Genomic DNA, 14,834 nt, shown 5'->3' with positions numbered 1-14,834 from the left:
GGCTCGACGGTCTAGCGCTCGTCCGGGCGCACGTCGAGGCCGAGCGCGGTGGCGAGCTGGACCGACTGCGTGACGTCGACGACGGCACCGGCGAGGCGCACGGCGAGCGGCTCGAGGGTGGACAGGTCGGACCCGCGCAGGTCGGCGCCGGACAGGTCGGCCCCGGTCAGCACGGCGCCGGTGAGGTCGAGGTCGCGCAGCACGGCGTCCTCGGCCCGCACGTTCACCAGGTCCGCCTCGCGCATCCGCGCCCCGCGCAGCTGCGAGCGGCGCAGGTCCGCGCCGGCGAGGTCGACGAACGACCAGTCGCCGCCCTCCACCCGCACCGGCGCGAAGGTGCAGCGGTCGAACGTCGAGCCGAGCAGCTTGCACGAGACGAACCGCGCGTCGAAGAACGAGCAGCGGATGAAGGTGCAGGACAGGAAAGCGGCGTTGGTGTGGGTGGAGGCGTTGAACCGCACGCCCCGGAACGTGCACTCCTCGAACGTGCAGCCGTCGTCGGCGAGCTCGGTCATGTCGACGTCGACGAACGCCACGCGCGCGAACGTCTCGCCGGTCATCGTCCGGCCGTCCCAGTCCTCGTCGCGGACCTCGTGGTCGGTGGCGGGGACGGGCCGCCCGCCCCGGCGCTCAGCCACGGCCGAACCAGGCCGCCCCGACGACGAGGAGCACCGACACGGCGAGGACGGCCAGCGTGAGCGTGCGGCGCGTGCGGGGATCCACGGCGCACACCCTACGGTCGGGCGGCGCACCGGTAGCCTCGAACCATGAGCGATCCGGACGCCGGGGCCCCCGCGACACCGTCCTCGGGCGGATCCGGGAGCGCTGCGGACACCGAGGCGCCCGAGCCCCTCGACGTCGACGGCGTCGCCGCGGTCGCCATCGGCACGCTGGCCTGGGCGGTCGCCCTCGCGGCGTGCCTCGTGCTGCGCGGCCCGCTCGAGGACGCCGGTCGCGGCTGGTGGATCTGGGTGTGCGTGTCCGGCGTGGCGCTGGGCCTGCCCGGCCTCTGGTACGTGCGCCGCCGGCGCGACGCCTACCGCGCCGCCCGCTGAGCCGCGCTAGCCCAGGGTCTCGTCGGGCTCGATGTCCTCGACGTCGTCGAGCTCGTCGTCGTCCTCGAGCTCGTCCTCGTCCTCGAGGTCGTCCTCCTCGAGGTCGTCGTCGTCCTCGTCCTCGTCGTCCTCGAGGTCGTCGTCCTCGTCGTGGTCGTCCTCGTCGTCGTCCTCGTCGTCGTCGTCCTCGTCGTGGTCGTCCTCGTCGTCGTCGTCCTCGTCGTCGGCGAGGTCCTCGAGGTCCTCGAGGTCCTCGGCGTCCTCGTGGTCGCTGTCGAGGTCGTCGTCGTCGTGGTCGTCCTCGAGCACGTCGCCGACCTCCTGGCCGGCGGCGTCGTCGGTCGAGTCCTGGTCCGCGTCGGCGCCGACCACCTCGGAGAGGGGGAACAGCGAGGCGTCGTCGTCGCGCGAGGAGAGCAGCAGCTCGTCGGCGTCGAGCGCCGCGAGATCGTCCGCCCCGCTCACCGACACGACGTCGGTGAGCTCCGCGCCGGCGAGCCCGTCGAGCTCCGCGGCGGCGCTCTCCGCACCGATCCGGGCCGCCTCCGCGGAGTCGACCGGTGCGCCCTCGCGCAGGTCGACGCGGTCGAGCACCTCGTCGTCCACGACGATCTCGGTCACCGGCACGCCGGTGCCCTCGATCTCGCGGACGCTGGAGTGCGCGCCGCAGCCGTACTCGAGCGACACCACGCGGCCGTCGGCGCCGAAGCTGTTGGCGCAGACGCCGAACGCCTGCCCGACGGCGCCACCCACGGGCAGCAGGAAGCCGCACGTGCGGCACGTGCCGGGCGCGGCCTTCGCCATGGCCGACCCCGGGCCGAAGTCGCCCTCCTCCCAGCGCTCGACCGCCAGGTCGCGCCCGTAGGCGGAGAGCACGGTCTCGCGGCCCAGGCCGAGCTCCCACTGCTCCGGGCGCAGCGGCGCGACCGGCGAGGCGGTCTCGTCGGCGGCCTCGAGGGCGTCGACGCCGGTGTAGCCCGGCTCGAGGCGCGGGTCGTCCGGGGCGGTGGGGTAGAGGTCGCCGGGGGCGAGGTCGCCGGGACGCACCCGCTGGTCCCACGGCACCCACGCCGGGGCGAGCAGCGACTCGGGGCCGGGCAGCAGCACCACCTCGGCGACAGTGGCCGGGGCGTCCTCGCCGTCGGTGCGCACGACCGTGACGGCCCAGCGCCAGCCGCGGTAGCCCGGGGCGAGGCTCTCGAACAGGTGGGTGACGACGTGCTCGCCCTCGGCCAGCGACTCGACGTGCCCGCCTACGTGGCCGGGCGGGGCGACCTCGACCGCGGCGTCGCGCGCGAGGTCGACTGCTGCGGCGAGCGCGTCGTCGGGGGCCGTGGGGGTGTCGTTCACGCGACCATCCTCGCCCACCCGGACGCCGCGGCGCCACGCGCCCCCGGACGCCGAGGGGCGCCCGGCCTCACGCGTCGAGGTCCTCGGCCACCTTGCGCAGCATGGCCGCGACGTTGCGCGCCGACCGGTCGTCGGGGTAGCGGCCCCGGCGCATCTGGTTGGAGACGCCGTCGAGCAGCTTGATGAGGTCCTCGAGGATGACCGCCATGTCGTCGGCGGGCTTGCGCGCGGCCTTCACCACGCTGGGCTGCGGGTCGAGCAGGCGCACGGACAGGGCCTGCGGGCCGCGCTTGCCGTCGGCGATGCCGAACTCGAGCCGGGTGCCCGCCTTGAGGGTCTCCACGCCGGCCGGCAGTGCCGAGGCGTGCAGGAAGACCTCGTCCCCCTCCTCGGTGGCGAGGAAGCCGAAGCCCTTCTCGCTGTCGTACCACTTGACCTTGCCGGTAGGCACCGTGCTCACGCGTCCTTCGTCGTCGTCAGTCGCCGGGATCGCACCAGGCGTCCGCTCAGGCTAGTCCGGGGTCGCCCCCGCACCCAACCGCGATGCCGCGTGAGCGGCCCGGGAGCAGTCGCGGGGAGAGGACGACGCGCTAGGAGACCGCGTGCCAGGCCGCGAGCAGCTCGCGCTCGCGCTCGCGGGTGAGCTGCCCCGGGCGCAGCGCGGCGGGGTGGCGCACGGTGTGCTCGAGGATCTCGACGACCGACTGGCGCAGCGTGCGCGGCGAGAGCCCGGTGGCGCGGGCCGCGGCCGGGTCGGCGGTGTTCACCGCGATCCAGGGGTCGCCCGCGCCCCACAGCGGGAGCGAGGTGTCGTCCAGGCCCTGCGCGGTGAGCCAGTCGGCCGCCGGCCAGGTGAGCGTGGTGCCGGCCGGGGCGACAGCGGCGACGACGTCTGCGAGCAGCTCGCCGAAGGTGAACACCGGCGGCGGGCTCACCGCGTGGAACGTGCCGGCGACGTCGCCCTCGAGCAGGCGCACGATCCACGACCCCATGTCGCGCGCGTCGATCACCTGGATCGGGTCGCCCGGGTCGCCGGGCGCGAGCACCTCACCGCCCTCCGCCACGCGCTGCACCCAGTAGGTGAAGCGCTGCGTGTAGTCCCAGGGCCCGATCACGTACGTGGGACGGACCACCGTCGAGCGCTCGCCGTAGAGCTCGCGGGAGAGCAGCTCGATCGACACCTTGAGCGGGCCGTATGTCTCCTCAGTGACCTCCGTGGTGCCCTCCGGCGCGGGCGCCACCGTCGGCGAGCTCTCGTCGAAGCCGGGCGCGGCCGGCGGGGCGTAGACCGACGTCGAGGAGATCACCAGGTTGCGGCCGCCACGGTCGCCGAGGGCGTCGTGCAGGGACGCGACCTGCCCGGGGAAGTACGCCGACACGTCCACGGTGGCGTCCCACTCGCGGTCGCGCAGCACGCCGAGGTCGCCGTCGCGGTCGAGCAGCAGGTGCTCGGCCTCCGGCAGCAGGTCCGTGGGGGTCCGGTGCACCAGGGTGAGCTCGTGGCCCATCGTGAGCGCCGCGCGGGCGATGTGCCTGCCCACGAAGCGCGTGCCGCCGATCATGAGGACCCTCATCGGCCCGCCTCCTGCGCTGCCAGCCCGGGAACGGCCGTTCCCGGGGACGTCGTCGAGCTCCGCCCGTCGCGCGCGGCGGCCCACGGCCGCCACCACGCGCCGAACTGGGTCAGGTCGTCGAGCACCGGGTCGCCGCCCGCGGCGAGCAGCGCCTCGCGGCTGCTCGGCCCGGTGGCCACCGCCACGGCCACGGCACCGGCGCCGAGCGCGCCGGCGACGTCGCCCGGGTGGTCGCCGACGTAGGCCAGCGCGGCCCGCTCGCGCAGGGCGTCCGCCTTGGTGTCGGCGAACCGCTCGCCGACGACGTCGTCGACGTACGCCGCGAGCCCCACGGTGTCGAGCACCGCCTGCACGTGGGTGTCCTTCTTCGCGCTCACGACCACGACGCGGTAGCCGTCGCCCACGACCATGCGCAGCGCCTCGTCGGCCCCGGGCAGCAGCGTCTGCATCGCGAGCCCGTGCGAGAGGTAGCGCGCCCGGTAGACCGCGAGGGCGTCCTCGTAGGGGACGCCGGGCACGACGTCGGGGAACACCCGGTCCAGCGGCAGCCCCACAGTGGCGCGCACGTGGTCCGGGTCGGCCACGAAGCCGAACGTGGTCGCGGTGTGCGAGACGCACTCGACGATGGCGTCGGCCGAGTCGACCAGGGTCATGTCCAGGTCGAAGCCGATCACCGCCACACGGGGACCCTATGGCCCTCCGGGTCCGCGCGTTGGCCGGGTCGCGGCGTCCTCGCGTAAATTCGTGCGGATGGCCGCGCAGCGCAGGAACCAGGCGACCCCCGGCGGGGGCCCGCCCGCGGGGCCGCGCGCCCGCTCGCTGGCGGAGGACCTGCGGGCCCGCTCCGACGCCGAGCTCGCCGAGCTGCTGCGGCTGCGCCCGGACCTGCTCCACCCGGTGCCCGCGGACCTCGGCGCGCTGTCCACGCGGGCCACCACGGGACCGTCCACCGCCCGCGCGCTCGACCGCCTCGACGCCTTCGCGCTCGACGTCGTGACCGCCCTGGGCGCCCTGCCCGACCCCGCGACCCGCGCCGACCTGCTGGCCGGGCTGCCCGGCGTCGGCGGCGAACGGCTCGACCCCGTCGTCGCGCGGCTGCGGGCGCTCGCGCTGGTGTGGGGGTCCGACGACGACCTGCACCTGGTGCGCCCCGTGCGCGAGGCGCTCGGCCCGCACCCGGCGGGGCTCGGGCCGGCCATGGCGACCTCGCGGCGCGGCGTCGCCGTCTACGCCGAGGACCCCGCCGAGGTGGAGCGCGTGCTGGCCGACGCGCCCGAGGGGGCGCGCGAGGCGCTCGAGCGCCTGGTGTGGGGTCCGCCCGTCGGCCGGGTCGAGGGCGCCGACCGTGCCGTGGACGACCCCAGGACGCCGGTGGAGTGGCTGCTCGCGCACCACCTCCTCGAGCCCACGGCGTCCGACACCGTCGTGGTCCCCCGCGAGGTGGCGCTCGCCCTGCGCGGCGGTGCCCTGGTGCGCGACCCGCAGCCCGATCCGCCGCTGCTCGAGCACGCCGACCGCACCCCCGACCTCGTCGACCGCACGGCCGGCCAGCAGGCGTTCGGGTTCACCCGCCTCGTGGAGGACCTCCTCGACGCGTGGTCGACGGCTCCGCCGGGCGTGCTGCGCAGCGGCGGCCTGTCGGTGCGCGACCTCGCCCGCACCGCGACAGCGCTCGACGTCGACGAGGAGGGCGCGGCGCTGGTCGTGGAGACGGCGTACGCGGCGGGGCTGCTCGCCCCCGACGGGGAGGTCGACGAGGCCTGGCTGCCCACCCCGGCCTTCGACGCGTGGCGGGCCCGGCCCACGGCCGAGCGCTGGGCGCTGCTGGCCCAGACCTGGCTGCTCATGACCCGCACCCCGGTGCTGGTGTCGCGTCGCGACGACGGCGGCTCCCGGGTCAACGCGCTGGCCCGCGACACCGACCGCGCACTGTCCCCGGACGCGCGGCGCACCGTGCTCGACGAGCTCGCCGGGCTCGGCCCGGGGCAGGCGCCGTCGCACTCCTCGCTCATGGCACGGCTGCGCTGGCGGCGGCCGCGCCGCACGTCGGCGCTGTGGACCGAGGTGGTCGAGGCCGCGCCCGAGGAGGCCGAGCGGATCGGCGTCACCGGGCTCGGGGCGCTGTCCACGCACGGGCGCGCGCTGCTGGCGGCCACGTCGGCGGAGGAGTCCGCGGCCGAGGCCCGGGCGGCCACCCGGCTGCCGGGGCGCACCCCCGTCCCCACCGAGGTGGTGCGCGCGCTCGACGCGGTGCTGCCCACCCCGCTCGACCACGTGCTGCTCCAGGCGGACCTCACCGCGGTGGCACCCGGTCCGCTGGAGGGCGAGCTGGCGCGCGAGCTCGCCCTGCTCGCCGACGTCGAGTCCACCGGCGGCGCCACGGTCTACCGGTTCAGCGAGCCGTCCGTGCGGCGCGCCCTCGACGCCGGGCGCAGCGCCGCCGACGTGCTGGCGCTGCTGGCGCAGCGGTCGCGAACGCCGGTGCCGCAGACGCTGGAGTACCTCGTGCTCGACGTCGCCCGCCGCCACGGCGCCGTGCGGGTGGGGGTCGCCTCGGCGTACGTGCGCTGCGACGACCCGACGACGGTCACCACGATCCTGGCCGACCGGCGGCTGGCCGGCCTGCGGCTCGTGCGCCTGGCCGACACCGTGCTCGCCGCCTCCTCGCCGGTCGACGTCGTGCTCGACCGCCTGCGCGAGGCCGGCTTCTCGCCCAGCGCCGAGAACAGCGAGGGCGCCGTCGTCGTCCGCCGGCCGGACGAGCGGCGCACTCCCCCGCGCCCGCGCCCTCCGCGCGTGTCGGGCGAGCCGCCGGCCCCCACCGAGGCGATGCTCGGCGCGGCCGTGCGCGCGCTGCGCGCGGGCGAGACGGCGGCGGCGCACCGGCCGCCGGCGCTGCCGGAGGGCGAGGGATCCGGACGGCTCCCGCGGTCGAGCACGGGCGACACCCTGGCCGCGCTGCGCGAGGCCCTCGACGAGCGGCGGCCGGTGTGGATCGGCTACGCCGACTCCACCGGCACGACCACCGAGCGCGTGGTCGAGCCGCTGCGTCTCGAGGGCGGCTTCCTCACCGCCTACGACCTGCGCTCCGCCGAGGTGCGCACCTTCACCGTGGCCCGGGTCACCGGCGTCGCCGCAGTGGCCGACCCGGCCGGCTGAGCCGCGCGCCCAGAGGTCAGCGCGCGCCGAGCGAGGGGCCGAGCGCGGTGCGGGCCCACGCCGTCGCCCGCTCGAGCTCACCGGGCAGCAGATGGCTGTTCTTGTCGACCAGGAAGCTCTCGGGCGGCGTCACGAGCTGGTAGCCGTGGCGGGTGAGCCGCGTGGCGATGCCGCGCGAGGCGCGCCCGGTGAGCAGCAGCGCGGCGTTCGCGCGGGTGTCGAAGGCCGCGGCGGGCGTGCCGTGCCCGCGCACCTGGGGCATCGCGTCGAACCAGCTGCGCAGCCCGACCAGTCCCGGGACACCGGGCTCGAGCACCAGCTCGCTGCCCTCCTCGTGCGCGCGGTCCGCCGCGGACCGGCGCGACGTCGTGGACGACATCCCGTGCACGTGGGTGGGTCCGCCGACGACGAGCAGGTCCGTGTGGGCCACCTGCTCGGCGCTCACCGACCCGACGTCCACGACGTCGGCGTCGCCGTGCTCGCGCAGGCCCTCGGCGATCGCCTCGGCGATCGCGCGGGTGTTGCCGTACATGGACTCGTACACGATCAGAGCACGCATGGCGCACCTCCCTCGGTACACCTCGGACGGTACGCCGGTGACCGGGTGGGACGTCGGTCGAGCGGGGGCAGCCACCGCGGGCGCAGGGCAGGCTCGCCTGCCGCGCGCGGGGCGGCGTCCTCAGGACAACCGGGCGCGGTCCAGGCGCAGCTCCTCGAGCACCTCGGGCAGCGGGGTGCGGCCGAGGCCCGGGCCGGTGGGGACCGACATCATGCCGTCGGGGCTCATCACGAACGGCTCGGTGAGGTCCTGGGTGAAGAAGCGGTCGCTGGCGCTGGTGTCGCCCGGCAGGGTGAAGCCGGGCAGCGAGGCCAGCGCCACGTTGGCCGCGCGGCCGAGGCCGGTCTCGACCATCCCGCCGCACCACACCGGCACGCCGCGGGCCAGGGCCATGTCGTGGATCGCCTTGGCCGACAGGTAGCCGCCCACCCGGCCGGCCTTGATGTTGACGATCTCGCAGGCGCCGTAGTCGATGAGCGACTCGGCGTTGTCGACGGAGAGCACGGACTCGTCGAGGCACATCGGCGTGCGCATGCGCTCGGCGAGCAGCTTGTGCCCGAGGTAGTCCTCCTCGTGGATCGGCTGCTCGATGAGCAGGAGGTCGAACTCGTCGAGGGCCACGAGGTGGTCGATGTCGTGGCGGCTGTAGGCCTGGTTGGCGTCGACCTGCAGGGGGATGTCCGGCCACGTCTCGCGCACCAGGCGCGTGGGGACGACGTCCCACCCGGGCTGGATCTTCAGCTTGATCCGGCGGTAGCCGGCCTCGACGTAGCCCGCGACCTCGGCCAGCAGCGTGTCGAGCGAGTCGTCGTCCGGGATCCCGGTGGAGACGCCGCAGGGGATCTCGTCGCGGGTGGAGCCGAGGTAGGCCGCCAGCGAGCGGCCCTCCGCGCGGAGCTGGGCGTCGAGCACCCCGAGCTCGAGCGCGCCCCGGGCCATGGGGTGCCCGCGGACCGGGGCGAGCAGCGCCGGCACCTCCTCCGCGGTGAGGTCGCGGCCCATCACGCGCGGCACCAGGAAGTCGCGCCACACGAGCAGGGCGGCGTCGTTGAACTCGTGGCTGTACAGCGGGTCGGTCGCCGCGACGCACTCGCCCCAGCCGACGGTGCCGTCGTCCGTCGTCACCTCGAGCACGAGCACCGTCTTGGTGTACTCGGTGCCGAACGACGTGCGGAACGGGCGCACCAGCGGCAGCGCCAGCGTGTGCACGTCGACCTGGGCGATCCTCACGATGCGACCTCCACCACGTAGCAGCCGTCCGTGGTGAGCCCCACGACCCGGCCTCCTTCCCGAACGAGCGGCTCCAGCGCGGCGCGCACCTGGTGGCGCCAGGCCCGTGCCAGCGGCAGGTCGAACCTGCGGACGTCGACGATGTCGTCCGGCACGGCCACCAGCACCAGCGGCGAGGAGGTCTCGACCAGCTCCGGGCCGTCCTCGCCGGCCAGCAGCCGGTCGGTCGCGCCGAGGGCGCGCCAGGCGTCGCGGCTCATCGGCGCCGCGGCACCGGCGAGGGCGTCGACGACGCGGTCGGACGCGAGGTCCCACCGCAGCAGCAGCCGGTCGCTCTCCTCGCCCGCGTTGAGCGCGTCGTCCATCTGGCCGTAGAAGTTCACGAGGTACTCGACGCCGACGCCGCCGAGCTTCACGAGGTTGAGCCGGGCGTTGCGGCGCACGAGGGGGTCGAACGTCCACACGATCCGGTCGATGTCCTGGCCCAGGGCCCAGGCCCGCTGGTGCAGCTTGAGCGCCGTGCCGATCCCGCGGTCGGCGCGGCCTGGCAGCGCGGCCGCCACGTGCGAGTGCAGGTGGGTGTGCCAGCCGTGCTCGCCGCGGGCGCGCCCGACGAAGGCCAGGCACGCGCCCACCATCGTGCCGCCTGCGTAGGCGCCTCCGACGTAGCCGCCGGCATGCTCCATCGCCCGCAGCAGGTTGCCGGTGATCTCCGTGGCCCCCGGGACGGTGGGCCACACGGCGTCCCAGATCGCGCGGGCCTCGGTGAGCTCGCGGTGGGCGTGCAGCGCCCGCACCTGCACGCCGGCCCGCTCGGCGGCCGCGTCCGATGCACGGCCGGCGGCGTCCACGACCTCCGCCGCGACCGCCCGGCCGTCCCGCTCCTCGCCCGCCACGGGGACACCGTAGGCCCGCACCCCGCCCGGCATCGATGTCACTGGTGAAACGGTCGCGTCCCGGCCCGGGAGGCGACCGTTTCACCAGTGACGTGCGGATCCTGGGGGGATGGGAGACTGGTCCGATGACCGACGGACCCCTGATCGTGCAGAGCGACAAGACCCTGCTGCTCGAGGTCGACCACCCGCTGGCCGAGGAGTGCCGTCACGCGATCGCCCCGTTCGCCGAGCTCGAGCGCGCGCCCGAGCACATCCACACGTACCGCCTGAGCCCACTGGGGCTCTGGAACGCGCGGGCCGCCGGCCACGACGCCGAGGGCGTGGTCGACACGCTGCTGCGCTACTCGCGCTACGCCGTCCCCCACGCCCTGCTGGTCGACGTCGCCGACACCATGGGCCGCTACGGCCGCCTCGAGCTGCAGAACCACCCGGCGCACGGCCTGGTGCTGCACGCGTTCGACCGCGCGGTGCTCGAGGAGGTGCTGCGCAGCAAGAAGGTCGAGCCGTTGGTGGGGGCGCGGATCGAGCCGGACACCGTGGTGGTGCACCCGTCCGAGCGGGGCCACCTCAAGCAGGTGCTGCTCAAGCTCGGCTGGCCCGCCGAGGACCACGCCGGCTACGTGGACGGCGAGGCGCACCCCATCGCGCTGCGCGAGGACGGCTGGTCGCTGCGCAGCTACCAGAAGGAGGCCGCCGAGGGCTTCTGGCACGGCGGCTCCGGCGTGGTGGTGCTGCCGTGCGGCGCCGGCAAGACCATCGTCGGCGCGGCCGCCATGGCCATGGCCTCCGCGACCACCCTCATCCTCGTCACGAACACGGTCTCGGCGCGCCAGTGGCGGCACGAGCTGCTGCGCCGCACCACGCTCACCGACGCCGAGATCGGCGAGTACTCCGGCACCGTCAAGGACATCCGTCCCGTGACGATCGCGACGTACCAGGTGATGACGACGCGTCGCAAGGGCGTCTACTCGCACCTCGAGCTGTTCGACTCGCGCGACTGGGGCCTGATCCTGTACGACGAGGTGCACCTGCTGCCCGCGCCGATCTTCCGCTTCACCGCGGACATCCAGTCGCGGCGCCGGCTCGGCCTGACCGCCACGCTGGTGCGCGAGGACGGCCGCGAGGGCGACGTGTTCTCGCTCATCGGCCCCAAGCGCTACGACGCCCCGTGGAAGGACATCGAGTCGCAGGGCTACATCGCCCCGGCCGACTGCGTCGAGGTGCGCCTCACGCTCGACGACCGCGAGCGGCTGGTGTACGCCACCGCCGAGCCCGAGGACCGCTACCGCCTGGCCGCGTCGTCGGACCGCAAGTACCGCGTCGTCGAGCGGCTCGTCGAGCGGCACCCCGACGAGCACATCCTGGTGATCGGCCAGTACCTCGACCAGCTGCACGAGCTCGGCGAGCGGCTCGATGCGCCGGTGATCACCGGCGAGACCCCGGTGAAGGAGCGCGAGCGGCTCTTCGAGGCGTTCCGCGCCGGCGAGGTCCGCGTGCTCGTCGTGTCGAAGGTCGCCAACTTCTCCATCGACCTGCCCGACGCCGGCGTCGCGATCCAGGTGTCCGGCTCGTTCGGGTCGCGGCAGGAGGAGGCGCAGCGCCTCGGGCGGGTGCTGCGCCCCAAGGCCGACGGGCGCACCGCGCGGTTCTACGCCGTGGTCGCGCGCGACACGGTCGACGCCGACTTCGCCGCCCACCGCCAGCGCTTCCTCGCCGAGCAGGGGTACGCGTACCGCATCGTCGACGAGGACGACGTGCTGCACGGCGACATCGACCCGCGTCCCGCCTGAGCCTCAGCCGGCTGTGGCATGGCCGGTGCGCAGGGCACGCCGGCCGGCCGCGAAGTGCAGCGACTCGTAGGCCACGAGGGCCACGAGCGTCGCGGTGAGGCACACCAGCGACACCCAGGCGGGGGCCAGGACGCCCACGGGCACGAGCGCGAGCAGTACCACCATCGCGACCGCCCGCTGGACGTTCCAGGAGCGCATGTTGCGGCGCCGGAACAGCAGGTGGCCCAGCAGGTACAGCGCCGCGCCGCCCAGCAGCGCGACTGACACGGTGAGCTTGAGCGGCGAGTCGAGGTCGGCGTAGACCTTCTTGAGGCCGAGGGCGAGCAGCACCACGCCGGCGACCATCGGCAGGTGGAAGTAGTTGTAGGAGTCCCGGGCGATGTCGTTGCGGTCCTCGACGGCGGCCGTGACGAACCGGCGCTCCGCCGCGATGGCGACGACGTCGAAGTAGAGCCACCACAGGCACGCGACGGCGACGAACCCGAGCAGCACCGCCGTGACGATGCGTGGCCCCAGCTCGACGCCGGCCACGCCCAGGCCCACGGCCACGAGCGACTCGCCGAGCGCGATGATGATCACCAGCCCGTGCCGCTCGGCGAAGTGGCGCGGGCTCACGTGCCAGCCGCGGGTGCCCGTCACCAGCGGCGACCCGACGTCGATGAGCACCGCCGTCGCCCAGAGCACCCCGCGCGGCCACCCGGCGGGCAGGAACCCGGCGACGACGATGAGCGCGGAGCCGAGCAGCAGCCCCGGGGCCAGCCGCGCCACCGCGGCGCCGACGTCCGGCTGGCGCCGCCCGACCACGCGGAACATCACCACGTGCAGCAGCCGCACGACGAAGTAGGCGACGCCGAACAGGACGCCGTAGCGGCCGAACGCCTCCGGCGCGGCGAGCGCCGTCACGAACATGGCCCCCATCGCGACGAGCAGCACGAACCGGGCCACGCCGTCCTCGGCATCGGTCGTGGTGCCGATCCATACGTACGCGACCCACGCCCACCACAGGACCGTGAGCACGGCCATGCCGCGCAGCAGGCCGAGCCAGGTGGGGTCCGCCGCCATGAGGGCGGTGACCTGCGTGAGGGCGAAGACGAAGACGAGGTCGAAGAACAGCTCCAGCGGGGTGACCCGGGCGACCTCGACGAACCCGTCGCGCGCCCGGTCGGCGGGCGGCGCCGCGCCGTCCCCGGAACCGTGAGGCTGGTCGGACATGGCGGGGACCGTAGCGGCGGGACCACCGCCGCGGCAGCCTCTCCGCTCCCGGCGAACGACCGCCCGCCGCCTGGGCGCCGACGTCCGCACGTGGTGCACGACGCATCGCTCGCACGGCATCGGCGTCGGGCCGGACGTACGCTCGCAGCATGCGCATCGGATTCATCGGCAGCGGCCGGATCGGCAGCAACCTGGCCCGGCTGGCCGTCGCGCAGGGGCACGACGTCGTCATGTCGAACTCCCGCGGCCCGCAGACCCTCGACCAGCTCGTCGCCGAGCTCGGCCCCCACGCCCGCGCAGCCACGGTCGCCGAGGCCGCGGACGAGGGCGAGGTGGTGGTGGTGACCGTGCCGCTCAAGGCCATCGACGCGGTACCCGCCGAGCCCCTGCGCGGCAAGGTCGTCGTCGACACCTGCAACTACTACACCGAGCGCGACGGCGAGTTCGCCGAGCTCGACGCAGGACGCACGACGTCCAGCGAGCTGCTCGCGTCGCGGCTGCCCGGGGCCCGCGTCGTGAAGGCCTTCAACGCCATCTACTTCGAGCACCTGATCGAGCACGCCGACCGCACCGGGCCCGCGGGGCGCCGCGCCCTGCCCATCGCCGGCGACGACGACGACGCGAAGAAGGTCGTGACGGGGCTCATCGAGTCGTTCGGCTTCGACGTCGTCGACGCCGGGCCCCTCTCCGAGGGACGCCGCTTCCAGCCGGACACCCCCGCCTACGGCGCGGACGCCACCGCGGACGAGCTGCGCACCCTGCTCGGCCGCTGACAGGTCGAACCTCCGGAGCGGCCGCGACCTGGCGCACCGACGGGGCGCGCTCTCCTTCTGCACCGGTCGCGCTGCGACGAAGTGACGATGCCAGACCGTGGTGGGCGAGATGCACCGCGTACTGGACACCGGCTCTGTCGACGCGACGTCACTGCTCCTCCGAGCCCACGGAGTCCCCGGCAGCTCAGGAGCGGCTGCGGTGTCTACGCGCTGCGGGCACACCTTCCTGTGGCACACGGCTCACGCCGACTTCGTGGCACGCTCCGCCCGTGCGATCGGGTCGCAGGACGCGCGGGGTCAGAAGGGCGGTCGCTCCGGCGGGTCGGCGAGCCGATGCTCCTCGTTCGCCGCGTCGGCGTCGGCGTCGGCGTCGGCGTCGGCGGGACGGTCGGTCGGATCGTCGACACCGGGGCGTGCCGGAGCAGCACCTGGCGGCTGCGGTGTCCCGGTGGGCGGTGCGAGTCCTGGTCGTCCCGATCGGGGTGGTGGTTCGAGGACCGGCTGGGCCGGGATGCGGATGCGCTGTCGCCATCGGGTGACCCACGTTCCGGACCCGTCCGCGGCGCTGCCCTCGATGGTGGCGTGCCCTGCGGTCTTGACCTGGTGGCAGCGCGAGCACAGCCCACCGCAGTTCGCCGTGTCGCTCGCGCCCTCGGGGAACGGCAGGGCGTGGTCCATCTCCTGCGCCCGCCGGGTGCAGCCGGGACGGCGGCAGACCGGGTCGCGGTGCAGCACGTGCTCACGCAGCGCGGCCGGCAGGTACTGGCGGGTGCCGTAGTCGAGCAGGTGCCCGTCGACCGGGTCCACGACCACGCGGCGCCAGAGCTCGGCGACACCGGCGACCTCCCGCGCGATGGGCGCGGGGATGGGCGTGCCGTTCAGGAGAGCGAGGCCGTCGCGCTCGCCGCGCAGGGTGTCGAGGTCCATGACGACGTGCAGCTCGGTCTGGGTGCGCGACGCGTCGTAGACCAGCTCGCCCTCCTCGTCGCGGGTCCCGAGCACGAGGGCGGCGAGCGCATCGGCGCGGCACGCACCGGAGGCGGCGCCCTCGTTGCCGGCGCGCAGCGCATCGGCGCCGCCGCGCTGCGCGCGCAACGCCTTTCCTGCCGCTTCGATCGCGTCGAACACGGCGTCGATCACGGGAGCCTGGTGGGTGACGCCGAGGAACGCCATCCCGTCGCCGATCGGCTGGCGGTACACGTCCCGCGTTGCGACGGCCTTGTGGGCGCGGACGGT

14 protein-coding genes are annotated in these 14,834 nt (G+C 75.0%); 4 read left to right on the top strand and 10 right to left on the bottom strand.

What is annotated here, in order from left to right; genetic code table 11:
• Positions 1-11 precede the first annotated feature (11 nt).
• Positions 12-638, bottom strand: coding sequence for a pentapeptide repeat-containing protein (locus tag GC157_11490; GenBank protein MBI1378087.1), 627 nt, complete (start codon positions 636-638; stop codon positions 12-14).
• A 129-nt stretch (positions 639-767) separates the two neighbouring features.
• Here GC157_11490 and GC157_11485 point away from each other — a divergent pair, with 129 nt between their 5' ends.
• Positions 768-1,055, top strand: a complete 288-nt coding sequence (locus GC157_11485; protein MBI1378086.1) for a DUF2530 domain-containing protein — start codon at positions 768-770, stop codon at positions 1,053-1,055.
• Positions 1,056-1,061: 6 nt separating this feature from the next.
• On the opposite strand, the gene GC157_11480 is transcribed toward GC157_11485, so the two are convergent.
• From GC157_11480 to GC157_11465, 4 genes are all read right to left on the bottom strand, one after another.
• A complete protein-coding gene (locus GC157_11480; protein MBI1378085.1) occupies positions 1,062-2,405 on the bottom strand; it encodes a DUF3027 domain-containing protein in 1,344 nt (447 codons plus the stop codon).
• Between the two features lie 67 nt (positions 2,406-2,472).
• Positions 2,473-2,856 (bottom strand): cold-shock protein, encoded by a 384-nt coding sequence (locus GC157_11475; GenBank protein MBI1378084.1) that lies wholly within the window; start codon positions 2,854-2,856, stop codon positions 2,473-2,475.
• 139 nt (positions 2,857-2,995) lie between these two features.
• A complete protein-coding gene (locus GC157_11470) occupies positions 2,996-3,979 on the bottom strand; it encodes an NAD-dependent epimerase/dehydratase family protein (GenBank protein ID MBI1378083.1) in 984 nt (327 codons plus the stop codon).
• Positions 3,976-4,659 carry an HAD hydrolase-like protein gene (locus tag GC157_11465; protein MBI1378082.1) on the bottom strand — a complete coding sequence of 228 codons (684 nt, stop codon included), beginning with the start codon at positions 4,657-4,659 and terminating at the stop codon, positions 3,976-3,978. Before GC157_11465 ends, GC157_11470 begins: the two co-directional genes overlap by 4 nt.
• Before the next feature lie 70 nt (positions 4,660-4,729).
• Here GC157_11465 and GC157_11460 point away from each other — a divergent pair, with 70 nt between their 5' ends.
• Complete coding sequence (locus GC157_11460; GenBank protein MBI1378081.1) at positions 4,730-7,138, top strand: DNA-binding protein; 2,409 nt, start codon at positions 4,730-4,732, stop codon at positions 7,136-7,138.
• A 16-nt stretch (positions 7,139-7,154) separates the two neighbouring features.
• On the opposite strand, the gene GC157_11455 is transcribed toward GC157_11460, so the two are convergent.
• The 3 genes from GC157_11455 to GC157_11445 all read right to left on the bottom strand — a co-directional run bounded on the left by GC157_11455 (position 7,155) and on the right by GC157_11445 (position 9,730).
• Positions 7,155-7,697 carry a flavodoxin gene (locus GC157_11455; protein ID MBI1378080.1) on the bottom strand — a complete coding sequence of 181 codons (543 nt, stop codon included), beginning with the start codon at positions 7,695-7,697 and terminating at the stop codon, positions 7,155-7,157.
• A 120-nt stretch (positions 7,698-7,817) separates the two neighbouring features.
• Positions 7,818-8,927: an o-succinylbenzoate synthase gene (menC, locus tag GC157_11450; protein ID MBI1378079.1), complete on the bottom strand. Its 1,110-nt coding sequence runs from the start codon at positions 8,925-8,927 to the stop codon at positions 7,818-7,820.
• Positions 8,924-9,730 carry a GNAT family N-acetyltransferase gene (locus tag GC157_11445; protein MBI1378078.1) on the bottom strand — a complete coding sequence of 269 codons (807 nt, stop codon included), beginning with the start codon at positions 9,728-9,730 and terminating at the stop codon, positions 8,924-8,926. The genes menC and GC157_11445 overlap by 4 nt, the downstream gene beginning before the upstream one ends.
• 218 nt (positions 9,731-9,948) lie before the next feature.
• Between GC157_11445 and GC157_11440 the strand changes: the two genes are divergently transcribed.
• Positions 9,949-11,613, top strand: a complete 1,665-nt coding sequence (locus tag GC157_11440) for a helicase (protein MBI1378077.1) — start codon at positions 9,949-9,951, stop codon at positions 11,611-11,613.
• 3 nt (positions 11,614-11,616) lie between these two features.
• On the opposite strand, the gene GC157_11435 is transcribed toward GC157_11440, so the two are convergent.
• Positions 11,617-12,825: a low temperature requirement protein A gene (locus GC157_11435; GenBank protein MBI1378076.1), complete on the bottom strand. Its 1,209-nt coding sequence runs from the start codon at positions 12,823-12,825 to the stop codon at positions 11,617-11,619.
• Between the two features lie 149 nt (positions 12,826-12,974).
• On the opposite strand from GC157_11435, the gene GC157_11430 reads away from it, so the two are divergent.
• The gene (locus tag GC157_11430; GenBank protein MBI1378075.1) at positions 12,975-13,598 is read left to right on the top strand and encodes an NADP oxidoreductase; all 624 of its coding nucleotides are present in this window, start codon (positions 12,975-12,977) and stop codon (positions 13,596-13,598) included.
• A gap of 297 nt (positions 13,599-13,895) precedes the next feature.
• On the opposite strand, the gene GC157_11425 is transcribed toward GC157_11430, so the two are convergent.
• Positions 13,896-14,834, bottom strand: a 939-nt coding sequence (locus GC157_11425) for a hypothetical protein (protein ID MBI1378074.1), incomplete at its 5' end; no start/stop codon positions are given.

It is taken from the genome of Frankiales bacterium (assembly GCA_016125335.1).
Classification (GTDB): domain Bacteria; phylum Actinomycetota; class Actinomycetes; order S36-B12; family CAIYMF01; genus Longivirga.
Note: the sequence above shows the minus strand (reverse complement) of the source record. Positions and strands in the feature narration are given on the sequence as shown.